Source organism: Bradyrhizobium sp. ISRA436, from assembly GCF_029910015.1.
In the GTDB taxonomy this organism is placed as follows: domain Bacteria; phylum Pseudomonadota; class Alphaproteobacteria; order Rhizobiales; family Xanthobacteraceae; genus Bradyrhizobium.
In genome coordinates, this window is the sequence record NZ_CP094519.1 from 3903103 (window position 1) to 3927489 (window position 24387).

A 24387-nucleotide genomic window follows, 5' to 3' on the forward strand; every position below is an offset into this window, starting at 1 on the left:
GGATCAGCTGGTTACATACATGAAGCCCTCCCGCGACATCTCCCGCCTCATCGAGATAATGGCCGCTCTTCGATCTCCTGGAACCGGCTGTCCGTGGGACCTTGAGCAGAATTTCGCGACGATTGCGCCCTACACGATCGAGGAAGCCTATGAGGTGGCCGACGCGATCACGCGTGGCGATTTCGATGACCTTCGCGACGAGCTAGGCGATCTCCTGCTGCAGGTCGTCTATCACGCCCGCATGGCTGAGGAGCAGAATGCCTTTGCCTTCGGCGACGTGGTCGAGGCGATCACGAAAAAGATGATCCGCCGTCACCCGCATGTGTTTGCCGACAAAGACGGCAACATTCAGCCCGCCGGGGTCAAGAGCGCGTGGGAGCGGATCAAGGCCGAAGAGAAAGCCGAGCGCGCCGAGCGCCGGCAGTCCGAGGAAACCGCGCACAGCTCGCTGCTTGCAAGCGTCAAGGCCGGCCTCCCTGCGCTGACGCGCGCGATGGAGCTGCAGCGCAAGGCCTCGACCGTCGGCTTCGACTGGAACGATCCGCGCGCCGTGCTCGCCAAGATCCGCGAGGAAGCCGACGAGATCGAGGCTGCGCTCGACCGCAACGACAGGGAAGAGCTCGCGGAAGAGACCGGCGATCTGATGTTCGCGCTCGTCAACCTCGCCCGCCATGTCGACGCCGATCCGGAAACCGCATTGCGCAGCACGAACGCCAAGTTCGAGCGGCGGTTCGCTTACATCGAAAGGGCCCTTGCTGCGAAGGGCCGCTCGCTCGAGGATGCATCGCTGCAGGAGATGGACGCGCTGTGGAACGAGGCAAAGCGCGCGTGATCCGGTCGTCCCGGATAAGCAAGCTTCGCAAGCGCTGAGCCGGCAACTCCTATGTTGATGGAGCAGTCCGGCTGGTTATTTGGTATCACATGCTTTGCGTCTTCCGCTGCGATCGAAACTTCATCTCTTCCCGAATAGATTACTCAACGAATTCATCCAGCTCCGGTTCGAACTGTGAACTCGAATGAAATAACCAATTCACGGCAGAGCCAATAAAGCCTAATTTGGTGCGGTCTTTAGCCGTCATCGGCTATTTTCGGCCGTTATCTCGCGGCCCGATATAAATCTTCATCAAAGCGACGCCCTGCTGTCATTTCCGGACCGCTAAATCCCCCTCCTCGACCCAAACCCAGCAAAAAGGAGGCACATATGGGGATGCCAAAGCGCGGACGGACGCGCGGATGGACGACGGCAATCGGAGTGGCACTTTCCTCGCAGGTCCTGTTCGCGGCGACGGCTTTCGCCGACGATGACGGCATGCATCACCATGGTCGACGCATCGAACACGTGCTGCTCCTGAGCATCGACGGCTTCCATGGCTTCGACCTCACCAATTGCATCGCGAGCAAATTGTGTCCGAACCTGGCAAAGCTTGCCCAGCACGGCACGACCTACGCCAATGCGTCCACCACCAAGCCGTCGGATTCGTTTCCCGGCATGCTGGCGCAAGTGACCGGCGGCACGCCGAAATCAACCGGCGTGTACTACGACGACAGCTACGATCGCACGCTGTTCGCGCCCGCCAGCGCCTCGTCTGCGCCCTGCGCGTCAGGTCCGGGCGCGGAGACCAACAATGCCGAGAATCTCGACAAGGACCAGCATTCGATCGACGGCGGCGTGCCGGCGAGCCTGACCGGGTCCAATAGCGCGATGGCGATTGATCCCAGCAATTTGCCGGGTCAACTCACGCACAAGCGCTGCGCGCCGGTCTGGCCGCACAATTTCGTGCGCACCAACACCATTTTCCAGGTGCTCCATCACCATCACCTGAGGACCGCGTGGTCCGACAAGCATCCGGCCTACGATATCGTCAACGGCAACGATCCGGATTCACAGCCGGCCGACGGGCCCGGCACCAATATCGATGACTTCTTCGCGCCCGAAATCAATTCCGATCTGAGCAACGCCAACGTGCAGCTGATCAACTCGCTCGGGCTGCATTCGACGGCGCCGGCGCCCGCCACCGATCCGAATTGCCCCGGGCCGAACTGCGGCAGCGATTTTACGTCGTCGATCGATGGCATTGAGTCTACGACGGCATCAAGGTCTCGGCCATCCTCAATGAACTCAATGGTTTTAACCATATGGGGACGGTCGAGGTGGGTACGCCGGCGATCCTCGGCATGAACTTCCAGTCCGTCAGCGTCGGCCAGAAGCTGAAAATCGGTGGTTACACGGACGCGATCGGCACGCCGAGCGACAATCTTGCCAACGCGATCGGCTTTGTCGACAGTTCCATCGGGCTGATGATGAACACGCTGCAGAACCGCGGCCCGACAGAACGCACCCTCGTCATCGTCAGCGCCAAGCACGGGCAGCGTCCGGTCGACCGCACGAAGCGGGTTGCGCTCGACGACGCCGCGGTCATCGCCGCTCCGATCGGATCGAACTTCGCCTTTGACATCGCGGACGACGGCGCTCTGATCTGGCTCAAGGACAACAGCGGGAACAGGACCGTGGAAGCGGTCAACGCGCTGAAAAGCTTTGCCGGAGATACCGGCATTGCGAGCTTCCTCTATGGTGATGCCCTGGCCGACATGTTCCAGAACCCGGCCAAGGACTCGCGTGCGCCCGATATCATCGGCATCACGCGCGTCGGCGTGATCTATACCGGCGGCTCGAAAATTGCCGAGCATGGCGGCTTCAACCCCGATGACGTCCATGTCGCGCTTTTGGTGTCGAAGCCCGATCTGCCCCGGTCCAACGTGAACGAGCCGGTCGCCACCACGCAGATCGCGCCTACGATTCTCAGAGCGTTGGGGCTCGACCCCGAAGAGCTCGAAGCCGTGCGCAAGGAGCACACGAAGTCGTTGCCGGGACTTGAATAGATCACGCCCGACCGGAAGCCGGGGCTCCATGCCCCGGCCTTGAATCAACGGCCCGTTACTGCAGAATCCGGAGCGCGATGCGATCAGCACGGATCGTCATGGCGCTCTGGTTTCTTGTTTGCGCATGATCTCTCGTGGCGGCTCGCCAGCCGGAGACACGCCTCCGTCGAGCGCGCTTGTTGATTTCTCCGCCGGCCGGCTGTTTGCCGCGTGAACCGACCCGTTGCTGAAGCGTGCGGCAGCGGGCCACCGAGCCTGTGCATGACCTTCAAAGCCACGTGTTCAGAGCAGCGTGCCGCGGAGGATGATGGCGGCAACCCCGAAGTAGATGACGAGGCCGGTGACGTCGACCAGCGTCGCGACGAACGGTGCGGACGCGCTGGCTGGATCGAATCCGATGCGCTTGAGGACAAACGGCAGCATCGATCCCGCCAGCGACCCGAATGTGACGATACCGACCAGAGCAGCACCTACAGTCCCTGCCACCAGGCCCCAGTGTGGGCCATAGTCGAAGAAGCCGAGCGTCTGCCATAGCGTGATCCGCGCCATGCCGATCACGCCGAGGATGGCGCCGAGCGCGATCCCGGTCGGAAGTTCGCGCAAGGCGACGCGCCACCAGTCGCGCAGCCGCAGCTCATGCAGCGCCAGAGCACGGATCAAAAGCGAGGTCGCCTGCGATCCGGAATTGCCGCCCGAGCTCATGATCAACGGGATGAACAAGGTCAGCACGATCGCCTTCTCCAGCTCGCTCTGGAACGTCTGCATGGCGCTCGCGGTGAGCATTTCCGAGAGGAACAGCGCGCACAGCCAGCCGCCGCGTTTCCTGATCATTTCGCCGAAGCTGATACGCAAATAGGGCTCGTCGAGCGCCTCCATGCCGCCGAACTTCTGGGCGTCCTCCGTCGACTCCTCGACGATGGCGTCGATCACGTCGTCGACCGTGACGATGCCGAGGATATGGCCCGGACCATCGACGACAGCGACGGCCAGCAGATCGTAGCGGGAGATCAGCCGCGCGGCCTCCATGCGGTCCGCTTCGGGCGAGATCATCAGCGGACGCCGCGCCGGCGCGGCGGTCAGCACATTGGCGTGAGGATCGGCGGAGATCAGGCGGCGCAACGACACCGCCTGGATCAAGGTCTTCTTGACCGGATCAACCACGAAAATCGAGTAGACGGTCTCGCGGGTCCGCTCGACCATCCGGATGTGATGCAGGACCTCGGCGATGGTCCAGGTCGACGGCACGCTCACGAACTCGGTGGTCATGATGCTGCCGGCGCTGCGTTCCGGATAGGCCAGCAGGGCCGAGATGGTGGTCCTGGTGTCCGGATTGAGCTGGTTTAGCAGCGTGGTCCGGAGCGGTTCGACAAGCTCCTTGAAGATGTCGGCGGCCCGATCGTCGGAGACGCCGGACAACAGCGCAACCGCCGTGTCCGTCGGCAACTCGGCGATGATCTCGCAGGTGTTGTCGAGCCCGGGCAGATCCAGCACCTCGACCGCCTTCTCGGCCGGGAGAGACTGCAGCGTCCTCGCCGCATCCGCGGGGTCCTGGGCGTTGAGTGCCTCGACGATTTCGGGCGCCCGCTCGTGGGCGAGATCCCCGTTCGGGCTGACGAGCGTCTCGCTCCTCACGGCTTCGCTGGAATTCTGCATCAATCGCCCTTGCCTGTGCGTCCTGCAGCGCAATGGACCAAGGCGGCGGGAAATTCAAACAGAAAGTGCGGCGGATCGTCGCAATCCGCTTCCAGGAGGGCGAGCCCTGTCGAACGTGCCGGCGGGCCTTACGCGCCGCTCGGGACCGCGTCGAATCGTGACATCACGATGTCACGTTTGGTCTCGTCGACACGGACCGTCATGTCGAAGCGCTCGCCATGCAGCTCCTTGTTCAGCACCTCGGCGTTGCGATGCAGCCAGCTGATACCCGCGCCATCGGAGGCGTCGATCGACAGGTTCAACGTCATGCGCTTCGCCGCGAGCCGGTCTTCGATTGCGGAAAGGAGCTCATCGATCCCCTCGCCCGAGGTCGCGGAGACCAGGAAGCAAGGCCGCTCCAGCGGCCGGCGCGCCGCGATGTTGCGCAGGTTCTCGCGCTCCTCGGGATCGAAGCGATCGATCTTGTTCCAGACCTCGATGATGCGCTGGCCGCCGTCGGCATCCGGATCGATGCCGAGCTGGCGCAGCACGGCCTCGACGTCGCGCTCCTGCGCTTCCGCATTTTCGTGAGAGATGTCGCGCACATGCAGAATGATGTCGGCCTCCAGCACCTCCTCCAGCGTGGCGCGGAACGCGGCCACCAGTTGGGTCGGCAGGTTGGAGATGAAGCCGACCGTGTCCGACAGCATCGCTTTGCCACCATGCGGCAGGTTGAGCGCGCGCAGCGTCGGGTCCAGGGTCGCGAACAACATATCGGCGGCCTGTACGTCTGCCCGCGTCAGGCGATTGAACAGGGTCGACTTGCCGGCATTGGTGTAGCCGACCAGCGCGACCACGCGGTACGGCACGCGCTGGCGGCCGGCGCGGTGCAGCCGCCGCGTCGCCTGCACCTTCTTCAATTCGCCTTCGAGCTTGGTGATGCGCTCACTGATCAGCCGGCGGTCGGCCTCGATCTGGGTTTCGCCAGGGCCACCCATGAAACCGAAGCCGCCGCGCTGGCGCTCAAGGTGGGTCCAGGACCGCACCAGGCGGCTGCGTTGGTAATTGAGATGGGCGAGCTCGACCTGCAGTGCGCCTTCCTTGGTCTTGGCGCGGCGGCCGAAGATTTCCAGGATCAGGCCGGTGCGGTCGAGCACCTTGGTGCTCCACGCCTTCTCGAGGTTGCGCTGCTGGATCGGCGACAGCGCGCAATCCATCACCGCGAGTTCGATCGCGTTGCTGGCGACGAGGCCGGAGATCTCCTCGACCTTGCCCTTGCCGAGATAGGTCGCAGGACGGATCTGGCTGATCGGCGCGACCACCGACTCCACCACGGCAAGGTCGATGGCCCGCGCCAGACCGGCGGCTTCCTCGATCCGCGCATCGTAGTCGCGGACAGAGGTATCCGTTCGCGCGTCGTCGCCGCGGCGCGCACGCAGGTAAGGGCCGATGACGATCACCCGCCCTGTGTTGCCATTTCCCGCCGACCGTGGACGGTCGGCGCCCCCTTCACGATTGAAGGGTTCCAATCAGATCACTCTCAAGCCGGTGCGTCCTCACCGCCTTCGAACAACTGGATCGGAGCGCCGGGCATGATGGTCGAGATCGCGTGCTTGTAGACCAGTTGCGAATGACCATCGCGCCGCAACAGCAGGCAGAAATTGTCGAACCAGGTGACAATTCCCTGCAGCTTCACTCCGTTGACCAGAAATATCGTCAGTGGCGTTTTGGTTTTACGAACGTGATTAAGGAAGGTGTCTTGTAGATTTTGTGCGCGGTCTGCCGCCATTTTTTTATCCCGCAAGCTTGTGCTTGTTTTTATTGAACCGGTTGTTGCTCTCTGACGGAGCCTCCCCCGGCTACTCACCTGCCCTGAGATCCCCCTCCGGCAGGCATAGCGGTAGGATTAGAGGCCACGCGCGCTTTTTAGGCAAGCCGGTTCACGCGCCAGTCCGTAGGAACACGGTGGCAATTCTAAGAAGGCGCGGAAAAAGAGACAAATATTCTCAAGTAAGTGGATAAGTCAGACCAAGACAACCCCGGCTAGCCATCCACTCGAAGCATCATGGCAGCCGCCCCCGGACTGTCCCCGAGCATCCCGGATGGCTGCGATTGCGTCAGCCACGGGCGACGGCAGTCCACCCGGTCCCGCTGGGCCAGGGGTCAGCCGACCCCCAGCGCCTTTAGCTTGCGGTGCAGCGCCGAGCGCTCCATCCCGACGAACTCCGCGGTACGCGAGATGTTCCCGGAGAAGCGGCTGATCTGAGCGATCAGATAGTCGCGCTCGAACACCTCCCGCGCCTCCCGCAGCGGCAGGCCCATGATGTGCTCGCCATTGTTGGAGGTCGGCATCGCCGGCACCATCGAGCCGACGTCCTGCGGCAGCATGTCGGCGGTGATGATCGCCTCCGGTCCGCCGCCGGCGAGAATCATCACGCGCTCGACATTGTTGCGGAGCTGGCGGACGTTGCCCGGCCAGACATGCGATTGCAGCACCGCCATCGCGTCCTGCCCGATCTGCCGCTTCGGCAGGCCGGTGGCGGCCGAGATCTGGTCCATGAAATAGTCGATCAGTTCAGGGATGTCCTCGCGCCGCTCGGATAGAGGCGGGACGCGAATCGGCACCACGGACAGGCGGTGGTAGAGGTCCTCGCGGAAACGGCCCGCCGCGATCTCTTCCTCGAGATTGCGTGCGGTCGACGAGATGATGCGGACGTCGACGTGGACCTTGCCGGTGCCGCCCTGGCGCTGGAAGGTCTGATCGACCAGCACGCGCAGGATCTTGTTCTGGGTCTCGCGCGGCATATCCGCGATCTCATCGATGAACAGCGTGCCGCCATGCGCCTCTTCGAGCGCGCCGGGCTTGCGCTGCTGCTCGCCGTTCGATCCCTCGACGCCGAACAGCTCGACCTCCATCCGTTCGGGCGTGATCGCGGCCGCATTGATCACCACGAACGGCCCCTCGGCGCGCCCGGATGCGTTGTGCAGTGTGCGCGCGGCGAGCTCCTTGCCCGAGCCCGCAGGTCCGACGATCAGGATACGGCTGTTGGCCTTGGCGGCGCGGTCGATGGTCTGACGGAGCTGGTTCATGCAGGCCGAGCGGCCGGTCAAAACGCTCGCCGCCGGAGCCAGCTGCTTGAGTTCCTTCACCTCCCGCCTGAGCCGCGAGGTCTCCAGCGCCCGTGTCGCGACCAGGATCAGCCGGTCCGACTTGAAGGGCTTTTCGATGAAGTCGTAGGCGCCGCGCTTGATCGCCGCGACCGCGGTTTCGATGTTGCCGTGGCCGGAGATCATCACCACGGGCAGATCGGCATTGTCCTTCTTGATCTGCTCAAGCAGCTGCAGGCCGTCGAGCTTGGAGCCCTGCAGCCAGATGTCGAGGAAGACCAGATGCGGTCGGCGGTTGGTGATTTCGGCGAGGGCCGAATCGCTGTCGCGCGCGGTGCGCGTGGAAAAGCCCTCGTCATCCAGGATGCCCGCAACAAGGTCGCGAATATCAGCCTCGTCATCGACAATCAGAATGTCGCTAGCCATGGGTTTACACCTGCCTTGTCAGTCGCCCGTCGCGGCTTTGATTTTTGGTTCATTGTTGGTCGCTTGTGCCGGGGCGCTGGTCGGCTCCCCCGGCGGATTTTTTTCAGGGGCCGGCGCGGCCGCTTCCGCTTTCACGTCCGGTCCCTGCTCCTTGTGTTCGGGCTTGGCCGCCTGGCCCGATACGGCGAAGCGCAGGCGCATCCAGGCGCCGCGCTGGCCCTCGCGGAAATCGGACGCGTCCTTGAGCTCGATGCGGCCGCCATGGTCTTCCAGGACACGGCCGACGATCGCGAGCCCGAGGCCGGTGCCCTTTGCCCGGGTCGTGACATAAGGCTCCAGCAGGCGCGCGCGGGCGACCTTCGGCAGCCCGATGCCGTTGTCGACGACGTCGATGACGATGTCGTCATTCTCGCGCTGGGCGACGACGTTGATCCGGCCCTTGCCGAGTTCTTCGGGCGGCACCTGCTCGATCGCTTCGGTCGCGTTCTTGATGATGTTGGTCAGCGCCTGTGAGATCAGCCGGCGGTCGAATTGCGCGGGCAGCGGGTCCTGCTTGATGTCGGCCTCGATCTCCAGGTCGGGATGTGCGACCCTCATCAGGAACACCGCCTGACGCACCACGTCGGCGACGTCCTCGCCCTCCATCACCGGCTTCGGCATCCGTGCAAAGCGCGAGAACTCGTCGACCATGCGCCTGATGTCGTCGACCTGGCGGACGATGGTGTCGGTGCATTGATCGAAGATCGACTTGTCCTTTTCCTCGGTGATGGTCTTGCCGAACTTGCGGCGGATGCGCTCGGCGGAGAGCTGGATCGGGGTCAGCGGATTCTTGATCTCATGCGCGATGCGGCGAGCAACATCGCCCCAGGCCGAGGTGCGTTGTGCCGACACCAGCTCGGTGATGTCGTCGAGCGTGATGATGTAGCTGTCGCGCGCCTGGTGGGTCTTTTCCGCCGAGATCCGCACCGACAGGTTCCGCTCGTGACCGTCGCGGTTGATGGTGATCTGGCCCTGCACGAGCCGCTGGGTGCCCTCGCGCGCGGTCTTCATCATCTCGTCGAGTTCGGGCAGCACGTCGGACAGCGGATGATCCAGCGTCTCGGACTCGGCGTGCCCGATCAGCTTCTCGGCCGAACGGTTGAGGATGCCGATGCTGCCGGACGCGTCGACGCCGATGATACCGGCGCTCGCCGAGGACAGCACCGCTTCGATGAAGCGGCGGCGGCTGTCGATCAGCTCGCTGGCGTTGACCAGCTCGTCGCGCTGGGTGCGCAGCTCCTGCGTCATGTTGTTGAAGGTCTGTCCGAGCTGGGCGAGATCGCCCTCGGATTTGACCACCGGCACCTGCACATGCAGATCGCCGGTCGAGACTTGGTTCGCCGCACTCATGATGTTGCGGATCGGCTCGACCAGCCAGTTGGCGAAATTAAGTCCGATCAGCACCGAGGCCATCAAAATGGTCAGCGCGATCACCGCGAACATCAGCGCGAAGGTGACCTGGATACCGAGCCGGCGCGATTCGGTCTGGGCATATTCGGCGACGCTGGCCTGGGTCTGCTTCAGCTGGCTGATGACGCGCGGATCGAGCAGCCGCGCGACAAAGAGAAAGGTGTCGGTAAAGCCGCGCAGGCGCACCACCGCCGCGACGTAATTCTCCTCCGGAAAGACCGATATCTCCGGCTTGTTCTCGGTGACGCTGTCGAGCAATTCCTTCGGCGGCGTCACGAAGGATCGCGATATTCCGGTGTCGGCGTTTGCAAGAATGTTGCCGTCCTTGTCGAGCAGCATCGCCCCGGTCAGGTTGCGGCCCGCCGCGCCCACGGTCAGGAACTCCTGAAAGGTCCGCCGATCCTGGTCGTAGAGCGGCCGCGCATTGGACAGATCGTTGGCCATCGAGAGGATGTCGCCGTTGATCAACTGCGCGTGCTCGTAGGTATAGGCGCGGGCGACGCTGAGCGAGTTCTGGATCGCTTCCCGCGTCGGCCCCGAAAACAGCCGGTCGAGACCGCGGTCGAGGGTGACGTTGGCGATGATGGCGACCAGCACTGCCGGCAGCACCGCGATCACCGAGAACAGGCTGACGATCTGGACATGCAGCCGGGCCGCCGCCCTGCCCCGCCGCCGTGCCTGGAGCACCTTCCAGACCTCGGGGACGATGATCCCGACCAGGAGCAGGATGATGGCCGTATTGATCAGCAGGAACGAGTAGACGACGCGCTTGGTCGGCTCGATCGGGGTCAGGCCGCTCAACACCACGAAGGTCAGGAATGCGGACAGCAGCGCGGTGACCGCGGCAAACGGCGCCAGCCATCTCCGCAGGGGAAAGCCCCTCGGCTCGGTTCGGGACGCGTCTAACGTGGAAGGCGTTGTCTCTTCGGGGGTCATACCGGCAATTGAGCTGAATGCTTTCGCCCGCGGGAATTACGAACTGATGCAATCATATCACATTGTTGCCGAATTGCGACATTTCCACGGCGTCAACCGATTGAAGATTAGGCAGTGTGGACTCTAAGGATTCCCTTTTGAGAGCAAATCAGATTCAAGGCTGCTTTTGGGGAGGCAGTCTTGGGTGTGATGGATCGTTTGGTATTGAGCGACGCGGCCTGGGAGCGCATGGCGCCGCTGATCATCGGCCGGCCCGACCAGAAGGGCTCGACCGGGCGAGACAACCGGATGTTCGTGGAAGGTGTGCTTTGGATCGTGCGCACGGGCTCTCCCTGGCGTGATCTTCCGGAGGTGTTCGGGGACTGGAACAGTGTGTTCCGGCGCTTCAGCCGATGGAGCGCCAAGGGTGTTTGGTGGCGGATCTTCGAGGCGATGTCCGATGATCCGGACTTCGAATACCTGATCGTCGATTCCACCATCGTCCGGGCGCATCAGCACGCCGCCGGCGCGAAAAAAGGGGGCCTGAAGATCAGGCGCTTGGCCGCTCGCGCGGCGGCCTGAGCACGAAGATCCATATGGCCGTTCGCGGCTTGGGATGTCCTGTCCGGTTCACGCTCACCGCAGGCCAGAAGGGCGATGCACCGCAAGCCGCTGCGTTAATCGAGGGACTGCCTGCCGAGGTCGTCATCGCCGACACGGCCTATGACGCCGATCATTTGCGCAAACACATCGCCGCCAAAAACGCGCTCGCCGTCATCCCCAACAACCCGTCACGCGCGCTCAAATATCCGCTCGACAAGCATCTCTATGCCCAGCGCCATCTCGTGGAATGCTGCTTCTCCAAACTCAAGCAGTTTCGTCGCGTCGCTACCCGCTTCGAAAAAACCGCCCGAAATTACCGAGCCGTCGTCACTCTCGCTGCCATCGTCCTATGGATGCGATAAGTGTCCACACTGCCTAGTGTTCATAACGGTTGCAAACGGAGCGAGATCGGCGACGAGGCTGCGCACCTTAGCTCCCGGCCAAGGCCGGGCCGCCGCATCGGGTCCAGCCCATCCACTGCGCTCCCTAGCCGCGAAGGTTAGCCCCCACTGCGGTAGACCTGGATGTCCAGGTCGCGGATCTTCTTGCGCAAGGTATTGCGGTTCAGCCCGAGCAGGTCGGCCGCCCGGATCTGGTTGCCGCGGGTGGCTGCCAGCGCTGCGGTCAGGAGCGGCACCTCGATCTCCTTGAGAATGCGGTGATAGAGGCCCGGCGGCGGTACCCCGTTGGGGAAGCCGGAGAAGTGCGACGACAGATAGGCCTCGACGGCGCCGCCGAGATTGTCGACGCCGACGGTGGCATTGCCACCCGAGGTGACGGCGGGCGGCGCCAGCTCACCGTCGATGACGGACGAGGTGATGACGTCCTGCGGATAGAGCGCGGCGAGCCGCCGGGCGAGGTTTTCCAGCTCCCGCACGTTGCCCGGCCAGCGGTGCTGCTTGAGCCGCTCCAAGGCCTGGGCATCGAGCTTCTTCGGCGGCAGACCGTCCTTCTCGGCGAGCGAGAAGAAGTGCCTGATCAGATCGGGCAAGTCCTCGATGCGCTCGCGGAGCGGCGGCAGCCGCAGCGGCACGACATTGAGGCGGAAGAACAAGTCTTCCCGGAAAAGCCCCTGCTGGATCAGGATACGCAAATCCTTGTTCGAGGCGGCGACGATGCGCACGTCGGTCTTGATCGGGGTACGGCCGCCGACGGTGGTGTATTCGCCCTGCTGCAGGACGCGCAGCAGACGCGTCTGCGCCTCCATCGGCATGTCGCCGATTTCGTCGAGGAACAGGGTGCCGCCTTCGGCCTGCTCGAAGCGGCCGGATGCGCGGGTGTTCGCGCCGGTGAACGCGCCGCGTTCGTGGCCGAACAATTCGGATTCGATCAGGTCGCGCGGGATCGCCGCCATGTTGACCGCGACGAACGGCCCGTTGCGGCGCCGGCCGTAGTCGTGCAGCGCGCGGGCAACGAGCTCCTTGCCGGTGCCGGACTCGCCCGAAATCATCACGGTGAGGTCGGTCTGCATCAGCCGCGCCAGCACGCGGTAGATTTCCTGCATCGCCGGCGAGCGGCCGACCAGCGGGATCGAGTCGAATTCGGAATCGTCGGCGGCGCTGGCCACCCGCTCCTTCGGCTCGGCGAGCGCACGGCCGACGATCGTGATCAACTCCTTCAGATCGAACGGCTTCGGCAGATATTCATAGGCGCCGCGCTCCGAGGCGCGGATCGCCGTCATGAAGGTGTTCTGCGCGCTCATCACGATGACCGGCAGGTTCGGCCGCATCTTCTTGATGCGCGGCAGCAGGTCGAACGCGTTCTCGTCGGGCATCACCACGTCGGTGATGACGAGGTCGCCCTCGCCCTGGCTGACCCAGCGCCACAGCGTGGCGGCATTGCCGGTCAGGCGCACCTCGTAACCGGCGCGCGAGAGCGCCTGGTTCAGGACGGTCCGGATGGCGGTGTCGTCGTCAGCGACAAGTATGCTACCTGCGGGCATTGGAGTTCCTCATCGTGCATCCTGAGAGGCAGGCGACGGCGTACCCGGAACGTCGTCGCGGTTGCTTTGGTCGTGTTGTTTGGCGGCGCTGTACATCGGCATCAACACTCGGAATGTGGTCTTCCGCGGCTGCGACTCGCATTCGATGATGCCGCCGTGATCGCCGATGATCTTGGCGACCAGTGCGAGCCCCAGCCCGCTCCCGGTCTGCTTGGTGGTGACGAACGGATCGAACAGGTTCGGCAGCAAGTCTTCCGGCACGCCGTTTCCGTTGTCCTTGACGCAGAATTCGAGCGGCAGCGAGACCCGCGATTTCTTGCCCGGCACCGACAGCCGCACCCCCGGACGGAACGCTGTTGTGAGCTGAATCTCGGCATCGGTGCCGAGATCGGCGACCGCTTCGGCGGCGTTCTTCACCAGATTGAGGAACACCTGGATCAACTGGTCCTGATTGGCCAGCACCGGCGGCAGAGATGGATCGTAATCCTCGATGAAGCGGACGTTGCGCGCAAAGCCTGACTGAGCCAGCCGCTTCACATGGTCGAGCACGGAATGGATGTTGACAGGACCGCGCGCCACCGGGCGGTCGTCGCCGAATACCTCCATGCGGTCGACCAGCGTAACGATGCGGTCCGCCTCGTCGCAGATCAGCCGCGTCAGCAGCCGGTCCTCGGACGATGCCTGCTGCTCCAGCAGCTGCGCTGCGCCGCGGATACCCGACAAGGGATTCTTGATCTCGTGCGCGAGCATCGCGGCGAGCGCGATCACCGAGCGCGCGGCACTGCGGTGCGTGAGCTGGCGGTCCATCTTGTCGGCGATGGTGCGCTCCTGCAGCATCACCACGATGTGGCCGGGCCGTTCGGTCAGCGGCGCGACGTGCAGATCGACCTGGCGATCACCGCCGATGCGCGGTGTGCCCAAATCGACCTTGTATTCATTCACCGGCGAGCCGCTCGTCCGCACCTGCTCGATCAGCGCAAGCAGCGGGCTGCCAAACGGCACCAGCTCCTTCAGCGACTGCCGTCGCAGGAACTGGGTCGAGATCTCGAAGAAGGCTTCGGCGGCAATGTTGGCGTCGACGATCCGGCCGTCCGGCGCAACCAGCAGCACCGGATTGGGCAGCGCATTGAGAATCGCCTCGCCGTCGGTGGGCACCGGCCGGCGCTGTTCCATGGCCGACGTCATGCGGCAGCACTCCAGGCAAAATCGTCATAGGCATCCTCGAGCGACCGGTGCACGCTGGACGGTTCGTCCGAGGTCAGGATCTTCTGCCGCCAGTCCTTCAACGTTGCGGCCGGCGCGCGGCTGCACACGGCCGCGGTTTCAAGCGCCCAGCCGAGATGTTTGCGCGCGTGCTTGAGGCCTATGCGCACGCCGTAATGGCTGCAAACTTCATCATAGAGTGCACGGACATGCTTGAGTTGCTCGCTGAGCGACGGTGCGGCTTCGGCGATGCCGGTCTCCAGCCGGCGGCCGATCTGGCCCGGCAGCCAGGGCTGGCCCTGCGCGCCACGGCCAATCATGACGGCATCGGCGCCCGATAGTTCGAGCGCGGTGACGGCCTTGTCGAACGAGGTGATGTCGCCGTTGACCACGACCGGGATCGCGACGGCATCCTTGACCGCACGCACCGCCTTCCAGTCGGCATCGCCCTTGTAGAACTGGCAACGGGTGCGGCCATGCACGGTAATCATCTGCACGCCGGCGGCCTCGGCGCGGCACGCCAGCTCCGGCGCGTTGAGCGAGCGCTCGTCCCAGCCGAGCCGCATCTTCAGCGTCACCGGCACCCTGACCGCCGAGATCGTCGCCTCGATCAGGGAGACCGCGTGGTCGAGATTGCGCATCAGGGCCGAGCCGGACTGGCCGCCGGTCACGTGCCGGGCCGGACAGCCCATGTTGATGTCGATGATGTCGGCGCCGGCACCCTCGGCGATGCGGGCGCCTTCAGCCATCCAACGGGTCTCGCAGCCCGCGAGTTGGACCACATGCGGGCCGATCCCGGCTGCCTCGCAGCGCAGCTTCGACATCGGCTTGCCGTTCACCAAGTCGTCGCTGGCGGTCATCTCGGACACCACCAGCCCGGCGCCAAGCGCGGCCGTGAGTCGCCTGAAGGGCGCATCGGTGACACCGGACATGGGCGCGAGGAGAACCCGGTTGGCGACAGCAATGTCGCCTATCTTCAACGGGTTACGAGGAACACTTTGCACGCCGGTCACGGCCGTCTCGTCGTTTCGTCGACTACGCCATTGCAGCCGATGGTGCCTATTGTGCGCACAAATCTTGTGCAGTCAAGCTTTATGCCTACACTTTAGACAATTCTATCATTTACGCAAGTGCACTGCAACATAATCTGCTTTTCCCCCAACAAACCGGAAACGCGCTGTTCTTGCGCACCGGGCATGCTAAGGGCTGTGTGCGGCGATCCTGTCGCTCCCCTCCCTCATCCCCGATTCGTCTGTCATTGGTTCAAAATGCCGAAGTCCGAGCGTACCGCAGCCATCCTTGTCGCAGCCGGGCGCGGACTGCGCGCCGGCGCGGGCGGGCCAAAGCAATACCGCACGATCGGCGGGCAGACCGTGATCTATCGCGCGATGGAGGCTTTCTCCGGGCATCCGGATGTATTCGCCGTCCAGCCCGTGGTGAATCCCGACGATACCGCGCTTTTCCAGGAGGCTGTTGCCGGCTTGCGCCATCAACCACCCACCCCCGGCGGGGCCACCCGTCAGGCCTCCGTGCATGCAGGGCTTGAGGCGCTCGCCCACGAGAAGCCGGACATCGTCCTGATCCATGACGCCGCGCGCCCCTTCGTCACGTCGGCCGTGATCTCACGCGCGATCGCAGCCGCGGGCCGCACGGGTGCCGCGATCCCTGTGGTCCCGGTCACCGACACGATCAAGCTCACCGGCGATACCGGCGACGTCGAGGCAACGCCGGAGCGTGCACGCGTGCGGATCGCGCAGACGCCACAGGCTTTTCGTTTCGACGTGATACTTGAGGCGCATCGTCGCGCTGCGCGCGAGGGCCGCAGCGATTTCACGGACGATGCGGCGCTTGCGGAATGGGCGGGATTGACGGTTGCGACATTTGAAGGTGATCCTGCCAACATGAAACTCACGACGCCCGAAGACTTCGTCCGCGAGGAAGCGCGATTGGCGAGCCAGCTCGGCGATATCAGGACCGGCACTGGTTATGACGTGCACGCTTTTGGCGACGGCGACCACGTCATGATCTGCGGCGTGCGCGTCCCGCACAGCAAGGGCTTTCTCGCCCATTCCGATGGCGACGTCGGACTGCACGCGCTGGTCGACGCGATTCTCGGCGCGCTGGCCGACGGTGACATCGGCTCGCACTTCCCGCCGAGCGACGCCAAATGGAAGGGCGCCTCCTCCGACCAGTTCCTGAAATATGCCGTCGAGCGCGTCACCGCGCGCGGCGGGCGCATCGCCAATCTGGAGGTGACGCTGATCTGCGAGCGGCCGAAGATCGGCCCGCTGCGCGACACGATGCGGGCGAAGATCGCTGAGATCTCGGGCGTCCACATCTCGCGCGTCGCGGTCAAGGCGACTACCAGCGAGCGTCTCGGTTTCACCGGGCGCGAGGAAGGGATCGCGGCCACCGCGAGCGCCACCATCCGCTTGCCTTGGACCGATCAAGGTTGGGACGATAAAGGCCGGAGCGCATAACATGGGCGGCAGCGACGCTCGTGCCCTCTCCCGCTCGCTGCTCGACCTGTGCCGGATGCGCAAGCTGACCATCGCGACCGCCGAATCCTGCACCGGCGGTCTGGTTGCCGGCGCGCTCACCGACATACCCGGCTCCTCCGATGTGATCGACCGCGGCTTCGTCACCTATTCCAACGAGGCCAAGCGCGTGATGCTCGGCGTCAAGGCGGCAACGCTGGAGACGTTCGGCGCGGTGAGCAAGGAAACCGCGACCGCGATGGCGATCGGCGCACTGGAAAGGGCCGGCGTCGACCTCGCGGTCTCCATCACCGGCATCGCCGGCCCGGGCGGCGCGACGCCGGGAAAACCAGTGGGGCTGGTCCATTTCGCCGTCGCCGCGCGCGACGGCCGCATCATTCATCGCGAACAGCGGTTCGGTGCGATTGGTCGCAGCGCAGTGCGCCAGCGCTCGGTGGTCGAAGCCTTGCGCATGCTGATGGAATTGGCTCGCCCGCCGCAGGCCGCCAAGCCCCGCCGCGAGGCCGTGAGCCGGTTGCGGCCGCGGATTGCCCGCTCACCGCGAAGTCACGCCGCGAAACGCCGGCGGCCGCCACGCGGATGAAGCAAGATGAGTCGTCCGCACGACGCTTGGGTTATCGCACGTCAACTGCGACCCCGTGACGCTCGTCAGGCGCGGAACACGGGACCTCATGGGCTGTTATCACCTTGGCCATTGATTCCTCGCGCACGAAGAAGAAATAATGAAGTTGCGTACGGTGCTTGTGACGCCGCAACCGCAAAACGCGGAACGCGTTTGCGCGAAGATCATGCTCAAACAAGAAGCTGAAGCGCGATGACGATTCAACCCAATCTCATCGCGCTTTAGGTCGAAAGCTGTCGCTTTCCGTAGATCTGGTCCGCCCGCTTCTCGAACGCGGCCGCGAAGCGTGAAAATGCGGCATCGAACATCGAGCCCATCAGCATCGCCAGCATCCGGCTCTTGAACTCATAGGACAGGAAGAAGCCGACATCGCAATCGGTTTCGGACTTCGGCTCGAAGGTCCAGCGGTTCTCGAGATTGCTGAAGGGGCCGCGAAGATATTCGACCAGGATCTTCAGGTTGGGCCGGTCGAGCGTCACTTTGCTGGTGAAAGATTCCCGTACCAGCTTGAACGACACGGTCATGTCAGCGATCACGACCTCGGTACCGTCGTCCTTCGGCGTGCGCTGGCGGATCTTCAACGATTGGCACAGCGGCACGAATTCCGGATAGCGCTCGACGTCGGCAACCAGATCGAACATTTGCTGCGCGGCGTGGTGCGCCCGCCGCTTGCTGGAAAATCGCGGCATCAGTGGATACTCGCGCGCTTTTGCTTCAGTGCGAGGCCTTCCAGATAGTCGTCCGCCTGCTCATGGTCAGTGAAGCAAACCAGCGTTTGATCCGGCCGCAACCCCTGGAAATACGCGACGAGCTTCGGCCGCTGCTGCTGGCGATAGGCCCAGACGTAGCGAAAGAACTCAAGATCGATTTCCTCCGGGCAGCCGGCGGCCATCTCGGGACGGACCTTGCCGTAGCTTGCGGCGATCCGCTTGAAAATTCCGAGCATGCAGGTCGACCGCGGCAGATCGAACCAGACGACCGTATCCGAAAGCTGCCGGCGCAGCTCGCCTGCGCCGCTCGCGAGATAGTTCCCGTCCATGATCCAACGCGGTTGCTGTGCGGCCTCAATCATGCGGCTCTCGAACTCCTCCTTCTCGGACTCAACCCAGCCCGGCTTCCAGAACAGCGCGTCGATCGACACTGTCGGAATGCCGGTGATATCCGACAGCCGACGCGCAAATGTCGACTTGCCGGACCCTGACGATCCCATCACCAGAACGCGTTGCATTGGTCCAGTCCGAGGCCGGAGCGCGATCCGGAAGGGTCGGCGCCGGCCCTTCCGGAAGATCGTGCTCGATGAAACGATGGAACGCGATGACGATGTCACCGCTGTCTAGTATTTAGCGGCCGCGGGCCACGCGCGCCGCCTGCAGTTTCGCAAAATCCTCGCCGGCATGATGCGACGAGCGGGTCAGCGGGCTCGCCGAGACCATCAGGAAGCCCTTGGTGTAGGCGACGCGCTCATAGCCCGCGAATTCGTCCGGCGTTACATAGCGCATCACGGCATGATGCTTGCGGGTCGGCTGCAGATACTGGCCGATGGTCAGGAAATCCACATCAGCCGAGCGCAGGTCGTCCATCACCTGCAGCACTTCGTGGCGCTCCTCGCCGAGCCCGACCATGATGCCCGACTTGGTGAAAATGGTCGGATCCATTTCCTTGACCCGCTGCAGCAGCCGGATCGAATGGAAATAGCGCGCGCCCGGACGAACGGTCAGGTAGCGCGACGGCACCGTTTCCAAATTGTGATTGAACACGTCGGGCTTAGCCGCGACCACGCGCTCCAGCGCGCCGTCCTTGCGCAGAAAATCGGGTGTCAGGATCTCGATCGTGGTCGTCGGGCAGCGCGCACGGATCGCACGGATGGTCTGCGCAAAGTGCTCGGCGCCGCCGTCGGCGAGATCGTCGCGGTCGACCGAGGTGACCACGACATGGCTCAGGCCGAGCTTGGAGGTCGCTTCCGCAACGTACTCGGGCTCATTCGTCTCGAGCGCGACGGGCATGCCGGTCTTGACATTACAGAACGCGCACGCCCGCGTGCAGGTATCCCCCATGATCATGAAGGTGGCGTGCTTCTTGTCCCAGCACTCACCGATATTCGGGCAGCCCGCCTCCTCGCAAACCGTGACGAGGCCGTTCTCCTTCACGATCCGGCGCGTATCTGCATAACCGCGCGTGTTTGGCGCGCGGACGCGGATCCAGTCCGGCTTCGGTGGTGACACGGCGTCCGGCCGGTTCACCTTTTCGGGGTGCCGCGGGCGGACCGGAGTGCCTGAAATTGTGTCGACGATGGTGACCATAGATGCCTGCAAGTCGCGAGAGAGCATGATCCGGAAAAGTAGAGACCGGTTTTCCGGAGATCCTGCTCACTCAAAAAAACTTAGCTAATCCGTGTCGGCGCGGCTCGCAACCCGGCCCATGCGACCCTAGCAGACCGCTCAATATATTGGCAGTCTTCCGGTCCGTTCCGCCCCGATTCCCACCTGAAAATGGCTCAAAAACCCCGATCGACCAGAGCGACGGCGCCGCGCCTCGGCAAGCCGCTGAAACGGGCCTTCTTTGACCGCAGCGTGCATGAGGTCGCACCCGACCTGATCGGCGCCACGTTCCTGATCGACGGCGTCGGCGGCATCATTGTTGAGGTCGAGGCCTATCATCACACCGATCCCGCCGCGCACTCTTACCGGGGGCCGACCCCGCGCAACCAGGTGATGTTCGGTCCACCGGGCTTCTCCTACGTCTACCGCTCCTACGGCATCCACTGGTGCGTGAACTTCGTCTGCGAGGAGGCCGGCTCTGCCAGCGCCGTGTTGATCCGCGCACTCGAGCCGACCCACGGGATAGCGGCGATGCGCCGCCGGCGCGGCCTGGATGACGTGCGCACCCTGTGCTCCGGACCCGGCAAGCTCTGCGAGGCGCTCGGCATCACCATCGCGCACAGCGAATTGCCACTCGACCGGCCCCCGATCGCGCTCCATGCCCGCACCGACACGCCTGAGATTGCCGCAGGGGTGCGGATCGGCATCACCAAGGCGGTCGACCTGCCCTGGCGCTACGGGGTGAAGGGATCGAAGTTCCTCAGCAAGCCGTTTTAAGCGCCACAGTTTGCGTGGCGCTTACGAGGCTCGCTTCAACCGCTCCAGCGCTTCGAGGATCTTGGCCTTGCGCTCCAGTGCAGCCTCGCGCTTTTCCTTTTCTTCCTCGACAAGCTCCTCCGGTGCGTTGGCAACGAACTTCTCGTTGGAGAGCTTTGCATCCACGCGCTTGATGTCGGCGTCGGCCTTGCCGAGCTCCTTCTCCAGCCGCGCCCGCTCGGCGACGAAATCGATCACGCCCTTCAGCGGCAGCGCCACCACTTCGCCGCGGACGAGAAGCTGCACCGCGCCTTCCGGCGGACGATCCGCGAAGGAGATATCGGACAGCCGCGCCAGGCGCTTGATGGTGTCGTTCCAGCGCTGCGCGCGATCGCGCGTCTCGTCGGAGGCTCCTGCTATCACCAACGGCGTCAGCGTCGACGGCGGGATGTTCATCTCCGCCTTCACCGAACGCATCGCGGTGACGAGGTCGACCACCCAGCCGATCTCGGCCTCCGCCGCGGGATCGCTGAAGTCGTCGGCATCGAGCGTTGCAATGACGGGCGGAATGATCTCGCCATTCGGCCCGGCCATTGCCATCGCCGCCAGCTCTTCGCCGCTCAGCGCCGTCGCCTTGCGCGGCCAGGCTTCCAGCACCAGCAGGCCGTCGCGCTTGGCTGACACGGCCCACAGCTCCTCGGTGATGAACGGCATGAACGGATGCAGCAGCTTGAGGATCTCGTCGCGCGTCCAGGCGATCATGGCGCGGGTCTCGGCCTTCGCCGCGCCCTCCTCGCCCATCAGCACGGGCTTTGCCAATTCGAGATACCAATCGCAGAACACGTTCCACACGAAGCGGTAGATCGCGCCCGCCGCGTCGTTGAAGCGATAGCCCTGGATCGCCTCGGTCACCTCGCGGGTGACGCGCGAGGTCTCGTGCGCGATCCAGCGGTTCAGGGTCTCCTTCGCGCCCTTCGGATCGAAGCCGTCCGGCTTGGCGCACTCGTTCATCTCGGCGAAGCGGCAGGCGTTCCAGAACTTGGTCGCGAAGTTGCGGTTGGTCTCGACGAGATGCGGCGACAGCCGGATGTCGTGGCCCTGGGCGGCCTCGCGCGTCAGCGCAAAACGCAGCGCGTCGGCGCCGTATTCGTCGATCACGCCGAGCGGGTCGATGACGTTGCCCTTCGACTTCGACATCTTCGCGCCCTTCTCGTCGCGGACGAGACGGTGGATGTAGACGGTCGAGAACGGCGCCTCCTTCATGAAGTGGAGGCCCATCATCATCATCCGCGCGACCCAGAAGAAGATGATGTCGAAGCCGGTGACCAGCGCGTTGGTCGGGTAATAGCGCTTCACCTCCGCCGTGTCGTCCGGCCAGCCCAGCGTCGAGAACGGCCACAGCGCCGACGAGAACCAGGTGTCGAGCACGTCTTCGTCGCGCGTGATGAAGCCCTCGCGCTTGGCGGGGTCGAGCGCCATCTCGTGGCCCTGCTCCGCCGTGATGACCTCCTGCTCGACATAATAGCCGAGCGCGTTGCCGACCGCCTCTTCCTCAGTCTCGGCGACGAACGCCTTGCCGTCGGGCCCATACCACGCGGGGATTTGGTGACCCCACCAGAGCTGGCGCGAGATGCACCAGGGCTGGATGTTCTCCATCCATTCGAAATAGGTCTTTTCCCAGTTCTTCGGCACGAAGGTGGTTTCGCCCGAACGCACCGCCGCCATCGCCGGCTGCGCCAGCGTCTTGGCGTCGACATACCACTGGTCGGTCAGATAAGGCTCGATCACGACGCCGGAGCGGTCGCCGTGCGGCACCATGTGGGTGTTCGGCTCGATCCGTTCGAGGAAGCCGAACTCGTCCAGCCGCGTCACGATCTTCTTGCGCGCGGCGAAGCGCTCGATCTGATGAAACTCCATGGCGAATTCCGAGGCGCCCTCCGGCAGTCCGCGCAGATAGTCCTCGTTGCCGACGAGGTTGAGGCTGCCCTCCTGGTCGAGCACACTGATCTGCGGCAGGCCATGGCGCTTGCCGATCTCGAAGTCGTTGAAGTCGTGCGCCGGCGTCACCTTGACAGCACCCGAGCCCTTCTCCGGGTCGGAATAGTCGTCGGCGACGATCGGAATCCTGCGCCCGACCAGCGGCAGGATGACGTGCTGGCCGACCAGATCGGTGTAGCGCTCATCGTCCGGATGCACCGCGACCGCAGTGTCGCCGAGCATGGTTTCGGGACGCGTGGTCGCGACCACGATGAACGACTTGGGATCATCAGGGCTGAACGTCCGCCCCTCGATCGGATAACGCAGGTACCAGAGGCTGCCCTTGACCTCGATCTGCTGCACTTCGAGATCGGAGATCGCGGTCAGCAGCTTCGGGTCCCAATTGACCAGACGCTTGTCCTTGTAGATCAGCCCCTGGCGGTGCAATTCGACGAACACCTTGACGACGGCGCGGGACAGGCCCTCGTCCATCGTGAACCGCTCGCGCGACCAGTCGCAGGACGCGCCCAGGCGTTTCAGCTGGTTGACGATGGTGCCGCCGCTTTCGGCCTTCCACTGCCAGACCCGCTCGAGGAACTTGGCGCGGCCCATCTCACGCCGGCCGGGCTCCTGCCGCTCCATCAATTGCCGCTCGACCACCATCTGGGTGGCGATGCCCGCATGGTCGGTCCCGGGCTGCCACAGCACGTCACGTCCGCGCATCCGCTCGAAACGGCACAGGATGTCCTGCAGCGTGTTGTTGAGGGCGTGCCCCATGTGCAGTGAGCCGGTCACATTTGGCGGCGGGATCACGATGGTGAAAGGCTTAGCGTCCTTACGCTCGGGCCGTCCGGCCTTGAACGCACCGCTCCCCTCCCAGATCTGGGACATCCGGCGCTCGATATCGGCGGGCTGGTAGTTTTTCTCGATCATGACAATGCGATTTTGACCATGGAAACGGCTAGAAAGCCGCCCCAACGCACCAAGTCAACCGGACCGGCGTGCCGAAGCGGCGATTAGGCCAACTTTGGGTGGCTGAATGAGGGCCGCAAGTCCCTTGCGGCGCGGGCTTATCGGCCGCGGGATACCCGCTCGATCTCGGCCTTGACGATGCGCTCGACCAACCCCGGCAGGTTGTCGTCCAGCCAGGCCTTCAGCATCGGCCGCAGCATCTCCTTGACCAGATCCTCGAGTGTCCGTGCATTGTTGCTGAGCACGGTATTGGCCAGCGAATTGAAGGCGGATTCGACCGCCCGCATCGTGGTTCCGGAGAGAATCGGCTGCATCGACGCGGTGTCGATCGGCGGCGGCTCTCGAACCGGTTCTTGGGCCGGCGGCCGCGTCCGCGCGGAGGCTTCCGCGAATTCGACATCGTCCTGCGGCTCGACCTTGCGGAACGACGGGGCCGCGTCCGGAGCGGGTGCTGTATCGGGCAGCGCCATGTCGTCGGTGAGCTCGAACACGTCACCATCCGGCTGCGGCGGCCTGATCTCCGACGGGGGCGTCGCCTCGTCGAGGCTGGCCAACAGGGAATCGATATCGTCCTGACTGTTGCCGGCCGCCGGTGGCGGCGCGGCTGGCGCCGGCTTTGGAGTCGGCGCGGCCGCCTTCGCGGCGGCGGGCGGCTCTGGCGGAGGGCTCTTCATTGCGGGGGTGCCCTGTGGTGGCGGCTCGACCTTGGGCGGTGGCGCGGCGGCAGCCGCCTTCTCGACAGCAGCAGGTTTCTCGGCAGCAGCCGGCTTCGCCTCGTCGTCGGCAATGATGCGACGGATCGACGCCAGAATCTCCTCCATCGAGGGCTCTTGGACCTTCGCAGGTTGCGTCATTGCCGACTCCACATCGAAACCATTTTACATCGGCCCCGGAGGATTCGCTGGTTCCGATTTTGCAGGCCGAGATATTCGTCGCTCACGCCCGACTTGTCCCCAGATCAAGCCTGCCCGAGGCTTCGCACAGGCTCGTGTCGCACAAGGCGCAACTCGCCGAGACACCCTCGCCGGCCAACCGTGCCGCCAGCCTCGCCGCGAATCGCCTTGCTGCCCAACAAAACGGTATGTC

General features: G+C 64.2%; 19 protein-coding genes and 1 pseudogene. 7 read left to right on the top strand and 13 right to left on the bottom strand.

Annotated features, from left to right (window positions below; translation table 11 throughout):
• Positions 1-19: 19 nt before the first annotated feature.
• The 3 genes from mazG to MTX23_RS18505 all read left to right on the top strand — a co-directional run bounded on the left by mazG (position 20) and on the right by MTX23_RS18505 (position 2880).
• Positions 20-832 carry a nucleoside triphosphate pyrophosphohydrolase gene (gene mazG, locus MTX23_RS18495; protein WP_280971647.1) on the top strand — a complete coding sequence of 271 codons (813 nt, stop codon included), beginning with the start codon at positions 20-22 and terminating at the stop codon, positions 830-832.
• A gap of 369 nt (positions 833-1201) precedes the next feature.
• Positions 1202-2179 carry an alkaline phosphatase family protein gene (locus MTX23_RS18500; RefSeq protein ID WP_280971648.1) on the top strand — a complete coding sequence of 326 codons (978 nt, stop codon included), beginning with the start codon at positions 1202-1204 and terminating at the stop codon, positions 2177-2179.
• Positions 2137-2880 (top strand): alkaline phosphatase family protein, encoded by a 744-nt coding sequence (locus tag MTX23_RS18505; protein ID WP_280971649.1) that lies wholly within the window; start codon positions 2137-2139, stop codon positions 2878-2880. The genes MTX23_RS18500 and MTX23_RS18505 overlap by 43 nt, the downstream gene beginning before the upstream one ends.
• A gap of 282 nt (positions 2881-3162) precedes the next feature.
• Here MTX23_RS18505 and mgtE read toward each other — a convergent pair whose 3' ends face one another.
• The 5 genes from mgtE to MTX23_RS18530 form a co-directional block, all read right to left on the bottom strand.
• Positions 3163-4533, bottom strand: coding sequence for a magnesium transporter (mgtE, locus tag MTX23_RS18510; protein ID WP_280971650.1), 1371 nt, complete (start codon positions 4531-4533; stop codon positions 3163-3165).
• A 128-nt stretch (positions 4534-4661) separates the two neighbouring features.
• Entirely contained in the window at positions 4662-6041 is a 1380-nt protein-coding gene (hflX, locus tag MTX23_RS18515) for a GTPase HflX (protein WP_280971651.1), read from the bottom strand.
• Positions 6042-6052: 11 nt separating this feature from the next.
• The gene (gene hfq, locus MTX23_RS18520; RefSeq protein ID WP_006020546.1) at positions 6053-6301 is read right to left on the bottom strand and encodes an RNA chaperone Hfq; all 249 of its coding nucleotides are present in this window, start codon (positions 6299-6301) and stop codon (positions 6053-6055) included.
• 374 nt (positions 6302-6675) lie between these two features.
• Positions 6676-8046 (bottom strand): sigma-54 dependent transcriptional regulator, encoded by a 1371-nt coding sequence (locus MTX23_RS18525; RefSeq protein WP_280971653.1) that lies wholly within the window; start codon positions 8044-8046, stop codon positions 6676-6678.
• Between the two features lie 18 nt (positions 8047-8064).
• Positions 8065-10431, bottom strand: a complete 2367-nt coding sequence (locus MTX23_RS18530) for a PAS domain-containing sensor histidine kinase (RefSeq protein WP_280971654.1) — start codon at positions 10429-10431, stop codon at positions 8065-8067.
• Positions 10432-10659: 228 nt separating this feature from the next.
• Between MTX23_RS18530 and MTX23_RS18535 the strand changes: the two are divergent.
• Positions 10660-11375 (top strand): annotated as a pseudogene (locus tag MTX23_RS18535) (IS5 family transposase).
• A gap of 137 nt (positions 11376-11512) precedes the next feature.
• Here MTX23_RS18535 and ntrC read toward each other — a convergent pair.
• From ntrC to dusB, 3 genes are read right to left on the bottom strand one after another with little or no spacing between them, the layout of a single operon-like run.
• Positions 11513-12955 carry a nitrogen regulation protein NR(I) gene (ntrC, locus tag MTX23_RS18540; RefSeq protein ID WP_280971655.1) on the bottom strand — a complete coding sequence of 481 codons (1443 nt, stop codon included), beginning with the start codon at positions 12953-12955 and terminating at the stop codon, positions 11513-11515.
• Between the two features lie 9 nt (positions 12956-12964).
• Positions 12965-14140: a nitrogen regulation protein NR(II) gene (locus tag MTX23_RS18545; protein WP_280971656.1), complete on the bottom strand. Its 1176-nt coding sequence runs from the start codon at positions 14138-14140 to the stop codon at positions 12965-12967.
• On the bottom strand, positions 14137-15138 hold the full coding sequence (gene dusB, locus MTX23_RS18550) for a tRNA dihydrouridine synthase DusB (protein WP_280978115.1): 1002 nt from the start codon (positions 15136-15138) through the stop codon (positions 14137-14139). The genes MTX23_RS18545 and dusB overlap by 4 nt, the downstream gene beginning before the upstream one ends.
• Positions 15139-15426: 288 nt before the next feature.
• Between dusB and MTX23_RS18555 the strand changes: the two genes are divergently transcribed.
• On the top strand, positions 15427-16638 hold the full coding sequence (locus MTX23_RS18555) for a bifunctional 2-C-methyl-D-erythritol 4-phosphate cytidylyltransferase/2-C-methyl-D-erythritol 2,4-cyclodiphosphate synthase (protein ID WP_280971657.1): 1212 nt from the start codon (positions 15427-15429) through the stop codon (positions 16636-16638).
• 1 nt (position 16639) lies between these two features.
• On the top strand, positions 16640-17239 hold the full coding sequence (locus MTX23_RS18560) for a CinA family protein (RefSeq protein WP_280971658.1): 600 nt from the start codon (positions 16640-16642) through the stop codon (positions 17237-17239).
• A gap of 260 nt (positions 17240-17499) precedes the next feature.
• Here MTX23_RS18560 and MTX23_RS18565 read toward each other — a convergent pair whose 3' ends face one another.
• The 3 genes from MTX23_RS18565 to lipA form a co-directional block, all read right to left on the bottom strand.
• Complete coding sequence (locus MTX23_RS18565; RefSeq protein ID WP_280971659.1) at positions 17500-17967, bottom strand: SRPBCC family protein; 468 nt, start codon at positions 17965-17967, stop codon at positions 17500-17502.
• A complete protein-coding gene (locus tag MTX23_RS18570; protein ID WP_280971660.1) occupies positions 17967-18506 on the bottom strand; it encodes a DNA topology modulation protein in 540 nt (179 codons plus the stop codon). The genes MTX23_RS18565 and MTX23_RS18570 overlap by 1 nt, the downstream gene beginning before the upstream one ends.
• Positions 18507-18618: 112 nt before the next feature.
• Entirely contained in the window at positions 18619-19578 is a 960-nt protein-coding gene (gene lipA / locus MTX23_RS18575) for a lipoyl synthase (protein ID WP_280978117.1), read from the bottom strand.
• Between the two features lie 189 nt (positions 19579-19767).
• On the opposite strand from lipA, the gene MTX23_RS18580 reads away from it, so the two are divergent.
• Positions 19768-20373, top strand: a complete 606-nt coding sequence (locus MTX23_RS18580; protein WP_280971661.1) for a DNA-3-methyladenine glycosylase — start codon at positions 19768-19770, stop codon at positions 20371-20373.
• 21 nt (positions 20374-20394) lie between these two features.
• On the opposite strand, the gene MTX23_RS18585 is transcribed toward MTX23_RS18580, so the two are convergent.
• Both MTX23_RS18585 and MTX23_RS18590 read right to left on the bottom strand, forming a co-directional pair.
• Positions 20395-23262 (bottom strand): valine--tRNA ligase, encoded by a 2868-nt coding sequence (locus tag MTX23_RS18585; protein WP_280971662.1) that lies wholly within the window; start codon positions 23260-23262, stop codon positions 20395-20397.
• 137 nt (positions 23263-23399) lie between these two features.
• A complete protein-coding gene (locus MTX23_RS18590) occupies positions 23400-24155 on the bottom strand; it encodes a DUF2497 domain-containing protein (protein ID WP_280971664.1) in 756 nt (251 codons plus the stop codon).
• Positions 24156-24387: the final 232 nt, after the last annotated feature.

Bases quoted from the DNA above. Each gene is read 5' to 3' on its own strand.
- mazG (WP_280971647.1), top strand. From the start codon at position 20: ATGAAGCCCTCCCGCGACATCTCCCGCCTCATCGAGATAATGGCCGCT.
- MTX23_RS18500 (WP_280971648.1), top strand. From the start codon at position 1,202: ATGGGGATGCCAAAGCGCGGACGGACGCGCGGATGGACGACGGCAATC.
- MTX23_RS18505 (WP_280971649.1), top strand. From the start codon at position 2,137: ATGGGGACGGTCGAGGTGGGTACGCCGGCGATCCTCGGCATGAACTTC.
- mgtE (WP_280971650.1), bottom strand. From the start codon at position 4,533: ATGCAGAATTCCAGCGAAGCCGTGAGGAGCGAGACGCTCGTCAGCCCG.
- hfq (WP_006020546.1), bottom strand. From the start codon at position 6,301: ATGGCGGCAGACCGCGCACAAAATCTACAAGACACCTTCCTTAATCAC.
- MTX23_RS18525 (WP_280971653.1), bottom strand. From the start codon at position 8,046: ATGGCTAGCGACATTCTGATTGTCGATGACGAGGCTGATATTCGCGAC.
- MTX23_RS18530 (WP_280971654.1), bottom strand. From the start codon at position 10,431: ATGACCCCCGAAGAGACAACGCCTTCCACGTTAGACGCGTCCCGAACC.
- ntrC (WP_280971655.1), bottom strand. From the start codon at position 12,955: ATGCCCGCAGGTAGCATACTTGTCGCTGACGACGACACCGCCATCCGG.
- MTX23_RS18545 (WP_280971656.1), bottom strand. From the start codon at position 14,140: ATGACGTCGGCCATGGAACAGCGCCGGCCGGTGCCCACCGACGGCGAG.
- MTX23_RS18555 (WP_280971657.1), top strand. From the start codon at position 15,427: ATGCCGAAGTCCGAGCGTACCGCAGCCATCCTTGTCGCAGCCGGGCGC.
- MTX23_RS18560 (WP_280971658.1), top strand. From the start codon at position 16,640: ATGGGCGGCAGCGACGCTCGTGCCCTCTCCCGCTCGCTGCTCGACCTG.
- MTX23_RS18565 (WP_280971659.1), bottom strand. From the start codon at position 17,967: ATGCCGCGATTTTCCAGCAAGCGGCGGGCGCACCACGCCGCGCAGCAA.
- MTX23_RS18570 (WP_280971660.1), bottom strand. From the start codon at position 18,506: ATGCAACGCGTTCTGGTGATGGGATCGTCAGGGTCCGGCAAGTCGACA.
- lipA (WP_280978117.1), bottom strand. From the start codon at position 19,578: ATGGTCACCATCGTCGACACAATTTCAGGCACTCCGGTCCGCCCGCGG.
- MTX23_RS18580 (WP_280971661.1), top strand. From the start codon at position 19,768: ATGGCTCAAAAACCCCGATCGACCAGAGCGACGGCGCCGCGCCTCGGC.
- MTX23_RS18585 (WP_280971662.1), bottom strand. From the start codon at position 23,262: ATGATCGAGAAAAACTACCAGCCCGCCGATATCGAGCGCCGGATGTCC.
- MTX23_RS18590 (WP_280971664.1), bottom strand. From the start codon at position 24,155: ATGACGCAACCTGCGAAGGTCCAAGAGCCCTCGATGGAGGAGATTCTG.